The 18,378-nt window shown below is 55.3% G+C and carries 22 protein-coding genes; 18 read left to right on the top strand and 4 right to left on the bottom strand.

Annotated elements, in window-relative coordinates; genetic code table 11:
* Positions 1 to 24: 24 nt before the first annotated feature.
* Together ROA7450_RS03070 and ROA7450_RS03075 are read left to right on the top strand one after the other, a co-directional pair.
* Entirely contained in the window at positions 25 to 897 is an 873-nt protein-coding gene (locus tag ROA7450_RS03070; protein WP_085804212.1) for a 50S ribosomal protein L11 methyltransferase, read from the top strand.
* A 112-nt stretch (positions 898 to 1,009) separates the two neighbouring features.
* Positions 1,010 to 1,354: a hypothetical protein gene (locus tag ROA7450_RS03075; RefSeq protein ID WP_234999409.1), complete on the top strand. Its 345-nt coding sequence runs from the start codon at positions 1,010 to 1,012 to the stop codon at positions 1,352 to 1,354.
* A gap of 120 nt (positions 1,355 to 1,474) precedes the next feature.
* Here the strand turns inward: ROA7450_RS03075 and ROA7450_RS03080 are convergent, their stop codons facing one another.
* Positions 1,475 to 1,669, bottom strand: a complete 195-nt coding sequence (locus ROA7450_RS03080; protein ID WP_085804621.1) for a DUF1127 domain-containing protein — start codon at positions 1,667 to 1,669, stop codon at positions 1,475 to 1,477.
* A 199-nt stretch (positions 1,670 to 1,868) separates the two neighbouring features.
* Between ROA7450_RS03080 and ruvC the strand changes: the two genes are divergently transcribed.
* The 6 genes from ruvC to ROA7450_RS03110 all read left to right on the top strand — a co-directional run bounded on the left by ruvC (position 1,869) and on the right by ROA7450_RS03110 (position 6,140).
* Positions 1,869 to 2,360: a crossover junction endodeoxyribonuclease RuvC gene (gene ruvC, locus ROA7450_RS03085; protein ID WP_085804214.1), complete on the top strand. Its 492-nt coding sequence runs from the start codon at positions 1,869 to 1,871 to the stop codon at positions 2,358 to 2,360.
* The gene (ruvA, locus tag ROA7450_RS03090; RefSeq protein WP_085804215.1) at positions 2,357 to 3,034 is read left to right on the top strand and encodes a Holliday junction branch migration protein RuvA; all 678 of its coding nucleotides are present in this window, start codon (positions 2,357 to 2,359) and stop codon (positions 3,032 to 3,034) included. The genes ruvC and ruvA overlap by 4 nt, the downstream gene beginning before the upstream one ends.
* A 3-nt stretch (positions 3,035 to 3,037) precedes the next feature.
* Entirely contained in the window at positions 3,038 to 4,066 is a 1,029-nt protein-coding gene (ruvB, locus tag ROA7450_RS03095) for a Holliday junction branch migration DNA helicase RuvB (protein WP_085804216.1), read from the top strand.
* A gap of 151 nt (positions 4,067 to 4,217) precedes the next feature.
* Positions 4,218 to 5,105 carry a DMT family transporter gene (locus ROA7450_RS03100; RefSeq protein ID WP_268808442.1) on the top strand — a complete coding sequence of 296 codons (888 nt, stop codon included), beginning with the start codon at positions 4,218 to 4,220 and terminating at the stop codon, positions 5,103 to 5,105.
* A gap of 55 nt (positions 5,106 to 5,160) precedes the next feature.
* Positions 5,161 to 5,787 (top strand): type 2 periplasmic-binding domain-containing protein, encoded by a 627-nt coding sequence (locus ROA7450_RS03105; RefSeq protein WP_200812924.1) that lies wholly within the window; start codon positions 5,161 to 5,163, stop codon positions 5,785 to 5,787.
* 2 nt (positions 5,788 to 5,789) lie between these two features.
* The gene (locus tag ROA7450_RS03110) at positions 5,790 to 6,140 is read left to right on the top strand and encodes a YbaN family protein (protein WP_085804218.1); all 351 of its coding nucleotides are present in this window, start codon (positions 5,790 to 5,792) and stop codon (positions 6,138 to 6,140) included.
* Positions 6,141 to 6,169: 29 nt separating this feature from the next.
* Here ROA7450_RS03110 and mscL read toward each other — a convergent pair whose 3' ends face one another.
* Entirely contained in the window at positions 6,170 to 6,586 is a 417-nt protein-coding gene (mscL, locus tag ROA7450_RS03115) for a large conductance mechanosensitive channel protein MscL (protein ID WP_085804219.1), read from the bottom strand.
* A gap of 158 nt (positions 6,587 to 6,744) precedes the next feature.
* Between mscL and ybgC the strand changes: the two genes are divergently transcribed.
* From ybgC to ROA7450_RS03165, 10 genes are all read left to right on the top strand, one after another.
* Entirely contained in the window at positions 6,745 to 7,134 is a 390-nt protein-coding gene (ybgC, locus tag ROA7450_RS03120; RefSeq protein ID WP_085804220.1) for a tol-pal system-associated acyl-CoA thioesterase, read from the top strand.
* Positions 7,135 to 7,243: 109 nt separating this feature from the next.
* Positions 7,244 to 7,939: a protein TolQ gene (tolQ, locus tag ROA7450_RS03125; protein WP_085804221.1), complete on the top strand. Its 696-nt coding sequence runs from the start codon at positions 7,244 to 7,246 to the stop codon at positions 7,937 to 7,939.
* A gap of 3 nt (positions 7,940 to 7,942) precedes the next feature.
* Entirely contained in the window at positions 7,943 to 8,416 is a 474-nt protein-coding gene (gene tolR / locus ROA7450_RS03130; protein WP_085804222.1) for a protein TolR, read from the top strand.
* 28 nt (positions 8,417 to 8,444) lie between these two features.
* Positions 8,445 to 9,542 (top strand): cell envelope integrity protein TolA, encoded by a 1,098-nt coding sequence (gene tolA / locus ROA7450_RS03135; RefSeq protein ID WP_085804623.1) that lies wholly within the window; start codon positions 8,445 to 8,447, stop codon positions 9,540 to 9,542.
* Positions 9,539 to 10,864 (top strand): Tol-Pal system beta propeller repeat protein TolB, encoded by a 1,326-nt coding sequence (gene tolB / locus ROA7450_RS03140; protein WP_085804223.1) that lies wholly within the window; start codon positions 9,539 to 9,541, stop codon positions 10,862 to 10,864. Before tolA ends, tolB begins: the two co-directional genes overlap by 4 nt.
* 80 nt (positions 10,865 to 10,944) lie before the next feature.
* Positions 10,945 to 11,451: a peptidoglycan-associated lipoprotein Pal gene (pal, locus tag ROA7450_RS03145; RefSeq protein WP_085804224.1), complete on the top strand. Its 507-nt coding sequence runs from the start codon at positions 10,945 to 10,947 to the stop codon at positions 11,449 to 11,451.
* A 16-nt stretch (positions 11,452 to 11,467) separates the two neighbouring features.
* Entirely contained in the window at positions 11,468 to 12,310 is an 843-nt protein-coding gene (gene ybgF / locus ROA7450_RS03150) for a tol-pal system protein YbgF (protein WP_085804225.1), read from the top strand.
* Complete coding sequence (gene tilS / locus ROA7450_RS03155) at positions 12,301 to 13,572, top strand: tRNA lysidine(34) synthetase TilS (protein WP_143534342.1); 1,272 nt, start codon at positions 12,301 to 12,303, stop codon at positions 13,570 to 13,572. The genes ybgF and tilS overlap by 10 nt, the downstream gene beginning before the upstream one ends.
* An 80-nt stretch (positions 13,573 to 13,652) precedes the next feature.
* Positions 13,653 to 15,575 carry an ATP-dependent zinc metalloprotease FtsH gene (ftsH, locus tag ROA7450_RS03160; protein ID WP_085804226.1) on the top strand — a complete coding sequence of 641 codons (1,923 nt, stop codon included), beginning with the start codon at positions 13,653 to 13,655 and terminating at the stop codon, positions 15,573 to 15,575.
* On the top strand, positions 15,572 to 16,360 hold the full coding sequence (locus tag ROA7450_RS03165) for a methyltransferase domain-containing protein (protein WP_085804227.1): 789 nt from the start codon (positions 15,572 to 15,574) through the stop codon (positions 16,358 to 16,360). Before ftsH ends, ROA7450_RS03165 begins: the two co-directional genes overlap by 4 nt.
* 31 nt (positions 16,361 to 16,391) lie before the next feature.
* Here the strand turns inward: ROA7450_RS03165 and ROA7450_RS03170 are convergent, their stop codons facing one another.
* Together ROA7450_RS03170 and ROA7450_RS03175 are read right to left on the bottom strand one after the other, a co-directional pair.
* A complete protein-coding gene (locus ROA7450_RS03170) occupies positions 16,392 to 17,342 on the bottom strand; it encodes an alpha/beta hydrolase (RefSeq protein ID WP_085804228.1) in 951 nt (316 codons plus the stop codon).
* Positions 17,343 to 17,427: 85 nt separating this feature from the next.
* Positions 17,428 to 18,321 carry a LysR family transcriptional regulator gene (locus tag ROA7450_RS03175; protein ID WP_085804229.1) on the bottom strand — a complete coding sequence of 298 codons (894 nt, stop codon included), beginning with the start codon at positions 18,319 to 18,321 and terminating at the stop codon, positions 17,428 to 17,430.
* Positions 18,322 to 18,378 lie beyond the last annotated feature (57 nt).

An 18,378-nucleotide genomic window follows, 5' to 3' on the forward strand; every position in this document is an offset into this window, starting at 1 on the left:
GGATATGTTTTGAGAGGACCCACCATGCCGACCTATTCCGCCCTGACCACACTTGAGGGAAAAGACAAAGCCGAGGCTTTGGGCGCTGCGTTGGAAAATGTTGAGCCGGAACCAACCGGTATTGGAATTTTCGAAATCGAAGACGATTCCGGCTTGTGGGAGGTTGGCAGTTATTTCCTTGAGGCGCCAGACGAGGTGGGTTTGGCGCTGCTCGCTGCGGCGTTCGGTGCCAAACCTTTTGTCGTGTCAGAAATTCCAGAGACGGATTGGGTTGCCAAGGTCAAGCGTGAGCTGACCCCGGTCGAAGCAGGTCGGTTCTTCGTCTATGGCAGTCACGATGCTGACAAAGTGCCCGAAGGCTCTGAGGCGTTGTTGATCGAGGCTGCGATGGCATTCGGTACGGGCCATCATGGAACCACGCACGGCTGTCTGCAGGCCCTTGATCGCTTGGCCAATGAAGGTTTTGTTGCTAAAGCCGTGGCTGATGTGGGGTGCGGCACCGCTGTATTGGCCATGGGCGCTGCTCGAATTTGGCCAGGCACCTTTTGGGCCAGCGATATTGATCAAGTCGCGGTTGAAGTCGCCGCGGCGAACGTAGCCGCCAATGGTCTTGAGGGACGGGTGAAATGTGTTGAAGCGGCGGGGTTAGGGCACGCCGATCTGAAGGCCGCCGCTCCGTTTGACTTGATCTTTGCCAATATTCTGAAGGGTCCATTGATCGATCTTGCCCCTAGCTTAACGGCAGCTTTGTCGGATGGCGGGTATCTGATTCTATCCGGAATACTGAATGAGCAAGCGGATAAGGTTATCGCTGTTTACGGCGAGTGCGGAAACAGTCTCGTGGAACGTATAGAGATTGGTGACTGGACAACGACAGTACTGTGTCGAATAAGTTGATATTTGGGCGAAAAATGCCTGTGTACGTGGGGTTGCCTTGCTTTTGACCCATTCATAACGTAGTTTTTTCTCATTGCGGTGGGGGCCGTAAATTAGTGAGTGGATGCTGAAAATGAGTGGAGCTTATCAAGACTTCGACACGCGTCTAAAAAAGTTAGATCGTAAACATAGTCGCCTTGCGCATGGCTATTCTGCGCAGGTCAATAAAGATGGATTAATTGTATTTCGACCCAAGCGTCGGCAGATGGCGATCTCGTTGCGCGGGGTTATGCTGCTGGTGATTGGATTCTTGTGCTTTAAGGGATTTTTGGTAGCGCATATTGGGACAACAACCTACGAAAATAGAATTACAGCGCTGCAAGAGGGGACGATGGTTGAACAGGCTGGCGGTTATGTCATGCAGATCGATCCGGTTACCAAAGCGATTGCTGGAAAACTGCACCCTTTCCTGAATTAGGATGCATTTGTGGCAACGCGCTGAGACGCGCATCGGGCCACACCTGTAGTATATAAAAAAACCTGCGCGGTTGTAGCCTGCGCAGGTTTTTTTATCGCATGAGTGAAGAAGCCGCGGAAATTAATGACGTGCAGCAATCTCGTTGATGTCACCGCGGCAAATGCCAATATCTTCAAGCTCGCGGTCGCTCAGCTCGGAAAGAGCGGCGCGGGTTGCGCGTGCGCGGTTCCAGTCAGCAATGACGCTGAACAGTTTTGAGACGCCTTCAAAAACGCCTGCGAAACCTGTGGTCGGGTTTGTTGTTGTATAGGCCATGATGGTCATCCTGATGTGAGAGCGCCCTTGGGCATTTCCTTTGACGCCCAGATAGGAGCGTAAAGGTTTTGTAACAACGCACGGTTTTGCATAGTCCCTATGCAATTTGTGCAACGGTCTTGGGTGGGAGTGCAGGTAGCGCTTGGTCTTTGTTCTTGTTTCGTGCTAGTCGTGGGAAAACAACACGAGCAGGCAAATCATGCGTGTAATTGGAATTGATCCGGGGTTGCGGAACCTGGGCTGGGGCGTGATCGATATGCAGGGCAACCGCTTGACGCATGTGGCCAACGGTATCTGTCAGTCGAAAGGTGATGATTTGGCCGCGCGCCTGTTGTCTTTGCATCAACAGCTTTCGGATGTGATGGTGCAGTACCAACCAGATACAGCTGCGGTTGAGATAACATTTGTGAACAAAGACGGAGCGGGGACGCTCAAATTGGGGCAGGCGCGGGGGATTGCCCTGTTGGTGCCGGCACAGTTTGGGTTGAGCGTAGGGGAATACGCTCCCAACAAGGTCAAAAAAACGGTTGTCGGAGTCGGGCATGCGGACAAGGGGCAGGTCGCGCATATGGTGAAGGTGCAGCTGCCCGGTGTTGAACTGGCCGGGGCAGATGCGGCGGATGCATTGGCGATTGCAATTTGTCATGCGCACCATCGACCTGTTGCAAGCAAACAAAGGATGCAGGCATGATCGGGCGGATTGCAGGGCGGATTGATTACCGCGCCACGGACCATGTGCTGATTGATGTACGTGGTGTGGGTTATTTGGTCTATTGTTCGGAACGTACCTTGCAGGCCTTGCCACGGGTCGGAGAGCATGTTGCACTTTATACCGATCTGTTGGTGCGCGAGGATATTTTACAGCTGTTTGGCTTTACCACATTGGTGGAAAAGGAATGGCACCGGTTGCTGATGTCAGTGCAGGGCGTGGGCGCCAAGGCGGCGCTGGCGATCATGGGCACCTTGGGGCCCGATGCGGTGAGCCGGGCGATTGCGTTGGGCGACTGGAATGCCGTCAAAGCGGCCAAGGGCATTGGTCCGAAGACGGCGCAGCGCGTAGTGAATGAACTGAAAGACAAAGCCCCCGAAGTGATGGCCATGGGGGCAAGCCCATCGGCGACGACGGCACCTGTGGCAGATGTGCCGGTCGACGAGGTGATTGAAACTCCGATGGCCCCGCCCAAAGCACCGGCGGTACAGGAAAATGCGGGCGCACAGGCTGAGGCGCTTTCGGCATTGACCAATCTGGGCTATGCGCCCGGGGAAGCGGCCGCTGCAGTGGTGCAGGTGGCCGGAGATAATCCTGATGCAGGTACGTCTGATATGATCCGGCTGGCGCTCAAATCGCTTGCGCCGAAGGGATAAGACATGTCTGAACCAGATCCCACCGTGCGCCCGGAAGCGTTGCCCGAAGATACGGACCGCGCGTTGCGCCCGCAGCAGCTGGATGATTTTATTGGTCAAGCCGAAGCCCGGGCCAATCTGAAAGTGTTCATTCAGTCCGCCCGCCAGCGTGGCGAAGCGATGGACCATACGTTGTTTCATGGGCCTCCGGGTCTGGGGAAAACCACCCTAGCGCAGATCATGGCCAAGGAGTTGGGGGTTGGGTTTCGTATGACCTCGGGGCCTGTTCTGGTCAAGGCCGGGGATCTGGCCGCGATCCTGACCAATCTGGAACGCAATGATGTGCTGTTCATCGACGAGATTCACCGGTTAAATCCGGCAGTGGAAGAAGTCCTTTATCCGGCGATGGAAGATTTCGAGCTGGATCTTGTGATCGGCGAGGGGCCGGCGGCACGCACCGTGCGGATTGAATTGCAGCCGTTCACGCTGGTGGGGGCGACAACGCGATTGGGATTGTTGACAACACCGCTGCGCGACCGCTTCGGGATTCCCACGCGGTTGCAGTTTTACACCGAGGATGAGTTGCACGAGATCGTGAGCCGTAATGCGCGCAAGCTGAATGTACCTGCGGACTCTGATGGCGCACGAGAGATTGCCAAACGCTCGCGCGGGACTCCCAGGATTGCCGGGCGGCTGCTGCGCCGGGTGGTGGATTTTGCACTGGTCGAGGGTGATGGCACGATTTCACGAACACTGGCCGATGGAGCGCTGACCCGATTAAGCGTTGATGGTCTGGGCCTTGATGGCGCAGACCGGCGGTATCTGCGCCTGATTGCCGAGGCTTATCAGGGCGGACCTGTTGGCATTGAAACGATGAGTGCAGCCTTGTCGGAATCGCGCGATGCGCTGGAAGAGGTGATCGAGCCGTTTTTGTTGCAGCAGGGGTTGATCCAGCGCACACCGCGCGGACGGATGTTGGCCCAACGTGGATGGGCGCATCTGGGGCTGGCCCCACCGCAAAGCAAAAGTCAAAGCGATTTGTTCGGGAAATAGGCCGCTTTTGCAGGTCGCCCACCCTCCCGCCCCGACCTGCAAAAGCGGCCTGAGCGCGCGTCCTCATTTCGTCACTGGCCTGTTCCATAATTGCGGTGTACTGATCAGTACGAATGTTTAAATCCACCCACATCTATAGAGGCCCGGTTCATTGACAGATATCGAGGGTGAAGAGACCCGCGCCAATCTGATTGGGAGCTTATGGATGGTCCTCGCGATGATCGGTTTTGCGATCGAGGATGCGTTGTTGAAGGGCCTGACCATCTCGCAACCTGTGGCCCAGGTTTTGGTCACATTTGGTGTGGTTGGTTTGGTGGCCTTCGCAATTATAGCAAACCTGCGCCGCGAGCCCGTGTTGATTCGGGCGGCAATCTCACCTGCGATGTGTGTCAGATATGTTTTCGAGATTGGCGGGCGATTGTTCTATGTTCTGGCCTTGGCGTTGACGCCGCTTTCGTCGACGACTGCGATCTTGCAGGCAACGCCAATTGTTTTGGTGGCCGGAGCTGCATTGTTTTTTGGCGAAACCGTTGGCTGGCGTCGCTGGTCTGCAGTCGGGTTTGGATTGATTGGCGTCTTGGTGGTTCTCAAACCTGCCGGAGATAGTTTTACAATTTTGTCCATTCTGGCGGTGCTCGGCATGTTGGGCTTTGCAGGGCGGGATCTGGCCAGTCGCGCAGCACCTGCGGCGTTGAGCACATCTGCTCTTGGCGTTTACGGTTTCCTGTCTTTGATCATCGCCGGATCCCTTTACGGATTCTGGGAGCAAAGACCCTTTGTTGCGCCAACGGGCGAAGAAATCGCTGTGTTGGGGGCCGCAGTGGTCTTTGGGATCGTTGCCTATTCGTCTTTGATGCTTGCGATGCGAACGGGCGAGGTCTCAGCAGTAGCTCCGTTTCGCTACTCTAGGCTGCTTTTTGGGATCGGATTGGGCGTGCTGTGGTTTGGTGAAAGTGTGGATCTGCAAATGGTGATTGGCTGCACGATGATTGTGGTATCGGGGTTGTATATTTTATGGCGCGGAAAACGGGTTGCATGAACCCTCGTGTTGATCTGGCGGCGCGGTCTGATAAAGGAACAGCATGACAGACGTGATGACCCCAGAAGAGATCGAAGCTCATTTCACCCGCACAGATGGGCAATACCTGTTCGCCCGATGGCAGCGACCTATCGTGCCGGTGGTGTTTGGCGTCGATGACCAGACACTTGAGATCCTGAAAGGTGCAGTGGAGGCCGGCGTGGCCTTGGCGGGTCATCAGATGGCGGAGACCGATCCGGAACTGGGCGTCAACCTGATGTTCTTTTTCTTCCGGGAATGGGACGAGTTGATTGCTGTGCCAGACCTTGGTCGGATGATCCCTGATCTGGAGCCGCTGGTGGGGCGCTTGAAGTCTGCAGATGCCAATCAATACCGCGCGTTCCGATTTGAAGAAAACGGGGCAATTCGCGCCTGTTTTGTGTTCTTACGGATGGATCAGGCGCTGAGCAAGATGCCAGCGGAATCGCTGGCGCTGGGCCAGGTGGTGCAAAGCCTGTTGCTGTGGTCTGATCAGGCCTTTGCCACGCAATCCCCACTGGCTGTGGCCGAGGGGCACACGATCTTGCGGCCAGATATCGCTGGTTTGATCCGTGCGGCTTACGATCCTGTTATGCCGGTGCAGTCCGGTGACCCTACACACGCCCTACGTCTTTATGCGCGGATGCAAGCAGGTCAGACGTAAACGTGCGTATTCTGTGGCTCACGTTCGGAGTTATCTGTGTCGCACTTGGGGCAATCGGTGTGATTTTACCCTTGTTGCCAACTGTACCCTTCATGTTGCTGGCGGCATTTTGTTTTGCACGGTCTTCCGAGCGTTTGCATCACTGGCTGGTGATGCATCCTCAATTCGGCCCGGCCATTCAAAATTGGCAGGAATACGGAGCGGTCAGTCGTCGCGCCAAACGATTGGCCACGGTATCTGTACTGCTGGTTTGGGGCTTGACGATTGTTTTGGGCGCACCGGGATATGTGATCGCTATACAGGCGGTCGTGTTGAGTGCGGTGATGCTGTTTTTGTGGACGCGGCCCGATTAAATCGGACCGCGCCGGTTTTTTGTAAAGTCTTACTTTTTGAGAGAGTCGCGGATTTCCATCAGGATATCCAGTTCCGAAGGTCCGGCGGGCGCTTCCTCGGCAGGGGCTTCTTCCTCTTTCTTTTTGGCGCGGTTGACTGCCTTGACCAGCATGAAGACAACGAAGGCAATGGTCAGAAAATTGATGATGGCCATGATGAAGCGACCATAGGCAAAAACGGCGGCACCGGCTTCTTCCGCCGCTGCAAGAGAGGCGTATTCGCCACCGTCAAGCACGGCGAACAGGCCTGCAAAATCAATCCCGCCCAGAAACAGGCTGATGACCGGGTTGATCAGATCAGCGACAAGCGAGCCTACAATCGCGGTAAAGGCCGCGCCGATGATGATACCAACGGCCATATCCATGACATTGCCCTTGGCGATGAAGTCTTTGAATTCTTGAATCATGTGAATTGTCCCAGCTTTTCTTGATCATTGGTGGCGAATGCGACCGATTGCGACACGCTTGGCCTATTCATGCTCATTATGTCAGGGGAAAGGCGCGTGCGTGTTCCCTCCTGCAGAAGGTACTTGTACCCTGTTTTCAAGCGTCATAGGGTCCGGCCATGAGCCACAAATTCCCGATCCGCGTTTACTATGAAGATACCGACATGGGCGGTATAGTCTACTATGCCAACTACCTGAAATTCATTGAGCGGGCACGCAGTGACTGGGTGCGCCACATGGGTGTCGATCAAGTTCAGATGATGGAAGAGGACGGTGTTATCTTTGCTGTGCGCCGGGTCGAGGCGGATTTTCATGCGCCCGCAGGCTTTGACGATGAATTGGTTGTGGTGACCAAAACTGTGGCCGTAACTGGCGCGCGTTTAATCGTGGACCAGCAGGTGTTTCGCGATGATGAGTTGCTGTTTTCGGCGCAGGTGACCATTGTCTGCATCGCTGAAACCGGGCAGCCAGCGCGGCTTCCGGCAAATATCCGCCTGATCCTGCACTAAATCCGGGCTTTTTAACCCTGTGATGCGGTTGATGTTGGATTTCCCCTTGGAAATGCGGTAGTTTGCCTCACAAAGGGCCGCAATAAGGCCAATAAAAAAGAGCAGGCAGATGGAAGCAGAAACCCTGGCATTGGCACAGGAGGTTGATTTCTCCTTGTGGGCGCTATTCGCACGCGCCACTTTAATCGTGAAACTTGTGATGTTGATGCTGATCGTGGCCTCGTTCTGGGCTTGGTCGATTATCATTCAGAAAACACTTGTTTACAGACGCGCGCATGAAGAGGCAGATAGGTTTGATCTGCGGTTCTGGTCGGGTGAGCCGCTGGATGAATTGTTTGATGAGATTGGACCGGAGCCCAAGGGGCATTCGGAGAGGATCTTTGCCGCAGGCATGACTGAATGGCGGCGAAGTCACCGAAATGATGGCGGATTGATTGCTGGAGCTACCGCGCGAATTGACCGCAGCATGGACGTGGCCATCGCCAAAGAGGCGGAAGGGTTGCAAAATGGGTTGCAGGTCTTGGCGACGGTCGGTTCAACAGCACCGTTTATCGGCTTGTTCGGGACGGTTTGGGGTATCATGAATGCCTTTATCGAAATTGCCGAGCAGCAAAACACCAACCTTGCGGTGGTAGCGCCGGGGATTGCCGAGGCCTTGCTGGCCACGGGTCTGGGTCTGTTGGCGGCGATCCCGGCGGTGGTTTTTTACAACAAGCTAAGTGCGGACAGTGACCGCATCGTTGCGGGTTATGAGGCCTTTGCCGATGAGTTTGCCACCATTCTTAGCCGCCAGTTGGATAGTTGAGCCATGGGCGCGGGTGTTGTTCAGAAATCGGGAAACGGCGGGCGTCGTCGCCGAGGTGGCGGGCGTAGCCGCCCGATGGCAGAGATTAACGTCACGCCGTTTGTGGATGTGATGCTGGTGCTGCTGATCATTTTCATGGTGGCCGCGCCTCTGAGCATTGTGGGCGTGCCAGTTGAATTGCCGAAAACAGCGGCCAGCGCCCTGCCGGGAGAGCAGGAAGAACCGTTGTCCATTACGATTGCTGCTGATGGACAGGTGATGATCCAGACCACCGAGGTGGAGCGTGGGGAATTGGTGACACGATTGCAGGGCATTGCATCCGAGCGGGACAGTACACGGATCTATCTGCGCGCGGATGGGGCGGTGCCTTATGCCGAAGTAATGCAGGTGATGGGCGCGCTGAACCGGGGTGGGTTTTCGGATATCGGTTTGGTGACCGATACCGGCGGCCCCAGCCTTGATGGGCAAGGCGGCTGAGGCTGGGCGGACACGAGGTTTAGACCGGGTGAACACAGGTCAGATCATATCGGGTGTTGGTCACTTGGGCCTGATTGCGTTTGCGCTGTTTGGCGGGGCGTTCCAGTCGGAACCGTTGCCGATGGAGGTTAGTGAGGTGACAGCCATTTCAAGCGAAGACTTTGCCCTGCTGATGGCGCAAACTCAGGCGCCTGATGCTGTGGCCAATGTCGACACGCCTGAACCACCCGAGGCGGGCGAAGCGGTGCCTGATTTAACGTCTGATACGGATGAAACCCCGGTTGTTGCGCAGCCCGAGGTGGCTGAGCCTGATGTGCCGGATGAGGCGCCTGACGTTGCAGAACTTGCCCCGCCCGAGGCCGAGGTGACGGATGAGGCCCCGGTGTTGCAGCCGCCTTCGGAGGAAGTTGCAGTCCTGCCAGAAATAAATCCCGAATCTCAACCACGTCCTGCGGATGTCATCGCCCCTGAGGCGGTAGAAGCGCCCGAACCGGATGTGCGGATCGATGATGTCGATCAACAGGAAACCCAGCCTGATGAAGCCGAAACAGTGGTCGAGGATGAGCAGGAAGAAACTGCCCGGCAAGAAACCACGACAGAGATTGTAACCGAGGCTGAGGAAGAAGAGGACGCGCCTATCGCACCTACTGCTTCTGTGCGGCCAGTAGCGCGCCCGTCACGACCAGTTGAAGAGCCGGCAGAAGAGGTTGTGCAAGACGTACCATCCACCGAAAACTCATCAGTTGAGGATGCATTGGCCGAAGCGTTGGGAACTACGCAGACCGAAACACGTCCCGCTGGACCGCCGTTGACCGCTGGTGAAAAAGACGCCCTGCGCTTAGGGGTGCAACAATGTTGGAATGTGGGTAGTCTGAGCACAGATGCCCTGCAAACCATCGTGGTTGTGGCTTTTCAAATGACCGAGGATGCAAAACCTGTCGCCAATTCGATCCGCATGGTCAGTTCCAGCGGTGGCAGCAGCAGTTCCGCCCAACAAGCCTTTGATGCCGCGCGCCGGGCAATCATCCGTTGTGGTGCACGCGGCTATGATTTACCCGCCGAGAAGTATGACCAATGGCGCGAAGTTGAGATCACCTTCAATCCCGAAAACATGAGGATTAAATGATGAAACATGTTCTGACCCTTTTGGCAGCTTTCCTGATCGGGGCCACGCCTGTCGCTGCGCAGGACAGTCAGCCCCTTAAGATCATCGTGGATCAGGGTGTGATTGAACCACTGCCCTTTGCGGTGCCGGATTTTGTGGCGGGGTCTTCGGCCTCGGCGGAATATGCGCGCAACATTGCACGGGTGGTTTCGGCAGACCTGAGCGGCACGGGGTTGTTCCGGGAAATCCCGTCAAATGCCTACATCAGCCAGATCACCAGTTTTTCCAGCCCGGTTCAGTTTGCCGACTGGAAGGCGATCAACGCCGAGGCGCTGGTTACAGGGTTCGTGAACGTCGATGCCTCGGGCAAGCTGGTGGTGCAGTTTCGGGTATATGATGTCTTTGCCGGGCAGGAGATGTCACAGGGCCTGCAGTTCGTTGGCACTCCGGATGGCTGGCGACGCATGGCGCATAAGGTGGCGGATGAGGTTTACAAACGCATCACTGGCGAAGGGGCATATTTCGACAGTCGAGTGGTGTTTGTCTCGGAAACCGGGCCCAAGAATCAACGTGAAAAGCGGCTTGCGATCATGGATTACGATGGGGCGAATGTCTCTTACCTGACGGACAGTTCGTCCATCGTTTTGGCACCACGGTTCTCTCCCTCTGGATCGCAGGTGCTCTACACCAGCTATGAAAGCGGCTTTCCCAGGATCAATGTTCTGGACGTTTCCAACGTTGCTCGTCGCGCGCTTGAGGGGCAGGATGGGACGATGAGCTTTGCGCCACGCTTTGCCCCGGATGGGCGCACAGTGGTTTATAGTCTGACGCGGGGCGGGAATACCGACCTCTACACCATGGATATCAACACAGGGGCCAGCCAGCGCCTGACCAATGCACCTTCGATTGAGACCGCGCCGAGTTTTAGTCCAGATGGTAGCCAGATCGTCTTTGAAAGTGATCGCTCGGGCACGCCGCAGCTTTATGTCATGTCGTCTGGCGGAGGCGAGGCCACGCGTATCAGCTTTGGCAAGGGCCGCTATGGTACGCCGGTCTGGTCGCCACGTGGGGATTACATCGCCTTTACCAAGCAATCCAAAGGGCGGTTCCATATTGGCGTTATGCGCACCAATGGCAGCGAAGAGCGATTGCTGACCGCTTCCTTTCTGGATGAAGGGCCGACCTGGGCCCCGAATGGTCGGGTGATCATGTTCACACGTGAAACCGCCGGGGCCAGCGGGGCGTCAAGCCTGTGGTCAGTAGACATCACCGGGCGAAATTTGCGTCAGGTGGCCACCAATACAGGGGCCAGCGACCCGGCTTGGTCACCGTTGCAGAATTGAACAGCCATGCGTTCCCAAAGTGAGGGGCGTGTGATATGAAAAGACAAAAGAGCAGTTGAAAATAAAAACGAGGCAATGAGATGAATATCCTGAGCAAGACAATGATTGCCTGTGTCGGTTTGGCACTGGCAGCCTGTACGCAGCCTGAGTATCTGCAAGGTGTTGACGGCAACGGCGCTGGTTCAGGCGCGTATGGAAGCGGTAGCGCGCAAGATCCGACGTCGCCACTGTATTTCCAGCAAACTGTTGGGGACCGCGTGTTGTTTGCCGTGGATCAGTCCACGATCAGCCCGGAAGGAGCCGCCACTTTGGATGGGCAGGCGCAGTGGTTGATGACCAACACGGCCTACTCAGCGATCATCGAAGGTCACGCAGACGAGCAGGGCACACGCGAATACAACCTCGCGCTGGGCGCGCGCCGTGCCAATGCGGTGCAAGAGTATTTGTTGAGCAAAGGTGTTGCCGGTAATCGCATGAAAGTGGTGAGCTACGGTAAAGAGCGCCCACTTGAAGTGTGTAGCGACGAAGCCTGTTATAACAAGAACCGCCGGGCGGTGACTGTGGTTTCGGCCATCCCGAATAGTTAAATTAAGGGCCAGAGTAATGCGCTTTTTGTTTCCGGTCATTGTGGGTTTGGTGCTGACGGCACCTGTTGGAGTGCTGGCACAAAGCCAGGATGAAACACTTGCTGATATCCGGCAGGAGCTTTCAGTGCTTTATGTTGAGATCCAGAAACTCAAGCGCGAGCTGAGCACGACAGGAGCTTCGGGGCAACTGACCGGGGGCGGTAGCCTGATTGACCGGGTCAATGCGATTGAAAGTGAGCTGCAGAGGCTCACGTCGAAAACCGAAGAGCTTGAGCACAAAGTTGTGCGCGTAGCCCAAGATGGCGGAAACCGGATCGGGGATCTGGAATTCCGCCTGTGCGAGCTGGAAGCCAAGTGCGATATAGGTTCATTGGAACCGGGCAGCACTTTGGGCGGTGTGACGGCTGGCAATGACACAGGCGGCGGAGTGGTGACACCTTTACCATCTGTGGAAGGCGAAGAAGAGGTCGAGCTGGCCATCGGAGAGCGTGCCGATTTTGAAACGGCCCAAGCCGCATTGGAATCCGGAAGTTATGCGGCGGCTGCGGAGCAGTTTGCCAATTTCCAGACGAACTACCCAGGCAGCCCTTTGAGTGGGCAGGCAGGTCTGTTGCGTGGTCAGGCGCTTGATGGTGCTGGCGATAAAACGGGTGCGGCACGGTCCTATCTCGACACATTCAGCGCAGCCCCCAACGGACCGCAGGCCCCGGACGCGCTCTATCTGCTCGGCAACTCTCTGGGGCAATTGGGGCAGACCGATGAGGCTTGCGTTACACTTGGCGAGGTTGGCGTGCGCTTCCCCGGATCAGAAGCTGAGGGCAAAGCACGCGCAGCCTTGTCCGAATTGGGATGTCAGTGACAGGCAAAACCGGGCTGCTCCACAACCGGGTGACCGGCTTTTTCCTCCCGGCCTCTCCTGAAATGCTAGGCGTGGCTGTGTCTGGTGGGAGCGATTCTCTGGCGTTGTTGCATATTTTGCGTGATTGGCAGGAGGAGGGCGGCTCAAAGATTTACGCGGTGACGGTGGATCACGGTTTGCGGTCGGAGGCAGCGGAAGAAGCCGAGCAGGTTGCCCAGCTTTGCAGTGGTTTGGGGATCCCTCATCAGACATTGAAGTGGCAGGGCTGGGATGGGCAGGGTAACTTGTCCGATCGGGCACGACGCGCGCGCTACAGATTGATGGCGGACTGGGCCGAAGCGCAGGGGATCAGCCACATTGCCATTGGCCATACTACAGATGATCAGGCCGAGACGTTTTTGATGCGACTGGCACGCGAGGCTGGCGTTGATGGATTATCAGCGATGGCGGAGAGCTGGCGGCAGGGGGCAGTTACTTTTTGCCGACCGATGTTGAACGTCACCCGCAAAGAGCTGCGTGAAGACTTACAGGCGCGCGATGTGCAATGGATTGATGATCCCAGCAACGAAGATGATACATATCAACGGGTCCGGGCGCGTCAGGCAATGGGGCATCTGGCAGATCTGGGCATAACCGCGCGAGGATTGTCGACCGTCGCGAAACACATGGCGGAGGTGCGGCAGACGCTGTATTGGTATGTGTTTCTGGCCGCACGCGAATGCGTACGTTTTCAAGCGGGCGATATCATCATTGACCGTAAAGGATATCGTGCTTTGCGGCCCGAAGTGGCGCGGCGTCTGTTACAGATGGCGCTGAAATGGATCAATGGCACAGATTATGCGCCGCGTGGCCGGGCAATGGATTTGTTATTGGAATCGATCAGAGGTGGAACTGATATGACACTGCAGGGGTGCCTCATCCGGGTTGGTCAAGAACAGCTTCGGGTTTCGCGGGAGGCGGATGCCGCTGCTGAAACCAAGACCGAGATCTCAGATATTTGGGACGGGCGTTGGCGTGTGATTGCGCCGGAAAATGCGATGGATTTGAAGGGTTTGGAAATCCGTTCTTTGGGTGAATCTGGCCTGCCTTTTTGTCCGGATCGGCGTGACAGTGGTCTGCCAGCAACGTCGCTCAGAGCCAGTCCGGCAGTGTGGCAAGGGCAGGAAGTTCTAGCCGCGCCGTTGGCGGGACTGCATAATGGTTGGCAGGTTGAGTTGATTCGAGACGAAGATCATTTTTTCTCAATGCTATTATCGCATTGAACATAACCGTATGATCTCTATTTAAGATAGGCAGGGCTTGTGCTATGGGCAGGCCCACCTGAGACGTGAGGAGAGTTTCCTTGGGCAACGCACGAAATATCGCTTTCTGGCTGGTTCTGTTCCTGCTGATCCTAGCACTGTTCAACCTGTTCAGTGGATCCGGAAGTATCAACCAAAGCAAAACGGTTAAATACTCGGAATTCGTGGAACAGGTGGATTCGGGGTCTGTCAGTCAAGTAACCTTGGACGGCGAAAACATCCGTTATCGTGATACCGCTGGAAAAGACTTTGTCACCATCCGCCCAGAGGATGCTGAAGTCACCAAGTTGCTGCTTGAAAAGGATATCCCATTCACGGCCGAACCACAGCAACAATCCGGATTCCAGTCCTTCTTACTAGCTCTTGCGCCGTTTATTCTTTTGATCGGGGTCTGGGTCTATTTCATGAATAGGATGCAAGGTGGTGGCAAAGGCGGCGCGATGGGCTTTGGTAAGTCCAAGGCCAAAATGCTGACCGAAAAACATGGCCGTGTGACCTTTGATGACGTCGCGGGTATCGACGAAGCCAAAGAAGAATTGGAAGAGATTGTTGAATTCCTGCGCAACCCGCAGAAATTTTCACGTCTTGGTGGCAAGATTCCGAAAGGCGCGTTGCTTGTGGGCCCTCCTGGCACTGGTAAAACATTGCTCGCCCGGGCCATCGCTGGCGAGGCGGGTGTGCCGTTCTTTACCATTTCTGGTTCTGACTTTGTGGAAATGTTCGTGGGTGTTGGTGCTTCGCGTGTGCGCGACATGTTCGAACAGGCGAAAAAGAACGCGCCTTGTATCGTGTTCATCGACGAGATTGACGCCGTAGGCCGCCATCGTGGTGCCGGATATGGCGGTGGTAACGACGAGCGCGAGCAGACATTGAACCAGTTGCTGGTCGAAATGGACGGTTTTGAAGCGAACGAAGGTGTGATCATCATCGCGGCGACCAACCGCAAAGATGTGCTGGATCCTGCGTTGTTGCGTCCGGGCCGGTTTGATCGCCAGGTCATGGTAATGAATCCTGACATTAAAGGCCGTGAGAAAATTCTGGGCGTGCATGCGCGCAAGACCCCGCTGGGCCCGGATGTAGATCTGCGTATCATCGCGCGCGGTACACCGGGGTTCTCGGGTGCGGATCTTGCGAACCTTGTGAACGAGGCAGCATTGATGGCCGCCCGTGTTGGACGCCGTTTCGTCACCATGGAAGACTTTGAGAACGCCAAGGATAAGGTCATGATGGGCGCGGAACGGCGCTCGATGGTCTTGACCGATGATCAAAAAGAGAAGACCGCCTATCACGAAGCCGGCCATGCTGTGGTTGGCTTGGCATTGCCGCAGTGTGACCCGGTTTACAAAGCGACGATCATTCCACGTGGTGGCGCGTTGGGGATGGTTGTGTCTTTGCCTGAAATCGACCGTCTGAACTGGCACAAATCTGAATGCGAAGAAAAACTGGCCATGACCATGGCTGGTAAAGCAGCTGAGATTATTAAATACGGTCCTGATAATGTTTCAAACGGCCCAGCCGGTGACATTCAACAGGCCAGTGGTCTGGCGCGGGCCATGGTTCTGCGTTGGGGCATGTCTGACAAGGTCGGTAACGTTGATTACGAGCAGGCCCACGAAGGTTACAGCGGTAATGCGGCTGGGGGCTTCTCAATTTCAGCGAACACCAAGGAGTTGATCGAGGATGAGGTCAAACTCATGATTGATCACGCCTACGAGCGCGCCTACAAAATCCTGACCGAGCGCAAGGATGATTGGGAGCGTCTGGCACAGGGGCTTCTGGAATATGAGACCCTGACGGGCGAAGAGATTGAGCGTGTGATGCGCGGTGAACCGCCTGAAGACAGCGGGGGTGATCAGGCCTCGGATGAGCCTGAAAAGCCATCCGTTACTGCGATCCCGAAAACCCAACCCAAAGTGACGGGCGGGGATAGTGAAGGCGGGTTGGAGCCCGAGCCGACGGCATGAATTCAGCACAGCAAACACCCGACTGGAATCCAGGCGCATATGCCCGGTTCCACGATCAGCGCCTGCGCCCGGCATTGGATCTGCTGAATGCTGTGGGCCAGATGAGTGCTGGTGATGTCATTGATCTGGGTTGCGGCAATGGTGCGATGGGCAAGGCACTGCGTGCCCGGGCCGGAACGTCGCGTGAGGTGATCGGTGTTGATGCCTCGCCCGCGATGCTGGACAAGGCGCGTGGCGAGAAAAGCTATTCCATTTTGCAGCAGGCAGACATAAATGACTGGCATCCGCGTCGTGCGCCTGGACTGCTATTTTCTAATGCAGCGCTGCACTGGGTCGGAAACCACGAACAGTTGATGCCTCGGTTGGCCTCCATGCTGGGCAAAGGTGGGACCTTGGCCATCCAAATGCCGCATCAGAACAAGGCTCCTTCGCATCGGGTTTGGCTGAGCTTGGTGGAAGAGCTATACCCCGGTCGGGTTGAGAAGATGGGAACACCCGGAGTGATGGCCCCGGTTAAATACGAAGAGTTGCTTGGGCCTTTGGGGCAGTTCCGCCTTTGGGAAACCGAATATTATCAGCGCCTTGTGGCCGAAAAAGGTAGCCATCCGGTGCGTCGCTTTACCGAAAGCACCTATGCTCGCCCGATCTTGGATGCTTTAGATGCCGAGGAAAAAGCGGATCTGATTGCGCGATATGAGGATGTCATGCATTCGGCCTATCCTGTGCGCGAGGATGGTTCAGTTCTGTTTCCGTTCCGCCGAATGTTCTTTACCTTAACAGTGTAAGAGCTCCGCACTACAGCTTAAATCACACCGTTTAATCTAATGCGGTTAGCGCTAGGTTACCTTTGCTTGTGGGGCGCCTGCCGGGAATTTTTTCGCGGTCGATAGCGCCGTCGATTGTGTGGTGAACATCGCGTAGAAATACATCATCATCAAAATACCACGTGTGCGCCTTTCGTAGAGCGGTTAGCTCGGGGTCGATTTTCTCTTTGTAATATGCGCCACAAAATATATCGACGGCTTTGCTTGGAACCCGATCCGGTAATCCAATTCGACCGACCCTAGGGGAGACACCAATGCGTTTGACATTGGCCAGCGTAAGTACATTGTCATACGGATTGTAGTAGTTGGTCATACGTACGCAGTGGCGATATAGCGAGCTACTTTTCGATGCGCCATCCCGCATCGCTCTAGACGATACATCGCCAGCAACAAACATGATCTGACTAACGGTCCAGTTCTTTTGCGCAATTGATGCGATGTCATCGGCATCATCGAACGCCTCACGCACAACGTAGCATCCCATCGAATGGGCCAATATGTGCTGATTTATCCGACAATCCGGGCGTTGCAGGGACGCGAAGGTCTTTATGCCTTCGTTTACGAGCCTGAGCATTGTCTGTTTGGCGTCATGCCTGTCCTCAAGGTAGTTGAGCGCAGTATCTGCACTGGGCCAGTCAAAGCTAATAATCGTGCCTTTGTAACCGTGTTTGGCTAATCCGTTTTGCAGCTTTCGATGGCGCGTAACCACTTGTTCAGGGGTATTGTTATACCCGTGAACATAAAACAAGATATCCCCGACAGGGACTCCGCTCTCTGAGCCAGTGATGGCATCTTTTTGAACAGATTTAATCCAGTCGCGTTTACTGGTTTTATGTGCAGGCGCTGGTGTTTGCCCTGATGGGACATCTAAAAAATGTGTGGCACCTGGTTCATTTCCGAACCGACCCTTGGTTATGTTTCGAACGCACATAATGTAAGTCATGCTTCTAATCCCAAAATGTTTAAATTATTCGAAGGAATATACTACAGAATCGAATCTCTTCAAAGTTGACTGAGGAAGTCGAACATTAAGAGATTTCATCTCTTGGCGTAAAACACTGCTTCAACCACGCGATAACAGCTTCTACTTCCGGGCGTTGAGCTTGCGTGGCATCATTGCGCGCGATGTAGTGTGACTGGCCCAGGGGCACCGATGCTCCAACTATCGAAATGTCGCGTCCTGTTTGAATGGCCTGGGTTGCGAAACGCTCTATTAGCATTGCGCCTCCCATGCCTGCTTGGACCATTTCGCCCGCTGCAACTGACGTATCGACGACATGGCGTGTTGTTCCTGCTGATTGCTGAATGTCGAACGCCGCCAGATAGCGTGCCCAATGGTCGTCAAAGCCCAGAATATGTATGCGGTCAAGTTGTTCCAAATCCTGAAGGCTTTTGATCGAAGACGCTGTTTGTGATCCGCAGACGGGCACGATGCTTTCGTCTGACAGTTTTTCAAGATGGGCCCCCGCATGTTTTTGCGGGGCAAGGATAATATCTAGATCCGCGGCTTTTTGTTTTGTGGCTTCGGGCCAGATTGAGGTCACGAATTGTACGCCAATCTGGGGGTGCTGTTGGCAAAGGGTTGCCAGTTGCGAAGATAGCCAGACGTTGCAGGCCATCGAAGCGCGGATGATCACGTGATTGGCTAGATCCGGGCCAAACAGACCGCGTGTTGAGAGACCAATAGTGTTCAACCCATCCCGGACCGAGGGCAGGTAAGCCTCTCCGACATCTGTCAAACGCAAGCTCTTGGCACGGCGGATGAACAGTTGCTGTCCGAGCTTCTGTTCAAGCGCCTTGATATGTTGACTGATCGCGGTTTGTGTCAGGCTCAGTTCATGCGCCGCCGCAGTAAAGCTCAAGTGGCGCGCTGCGGACTCGAAGCTGCGCAGCCAGTTTAAATTGATGTTTCGTTGGAGCATTTGTCATAAGTTATTTATGTTCATGAGCCCCTATACTTTCATTTTTCTTTTTCAATT

The organism is Roseovarius albus (genome assembly GCF_900172335.1).
GTDB classification, from domain to species: Bacteria; Pseudomonadota; Alphaproteobacteria; order Rhodobacterales; family Rhodobacteraceae; genus Roseovarius; species Roseovarius albus.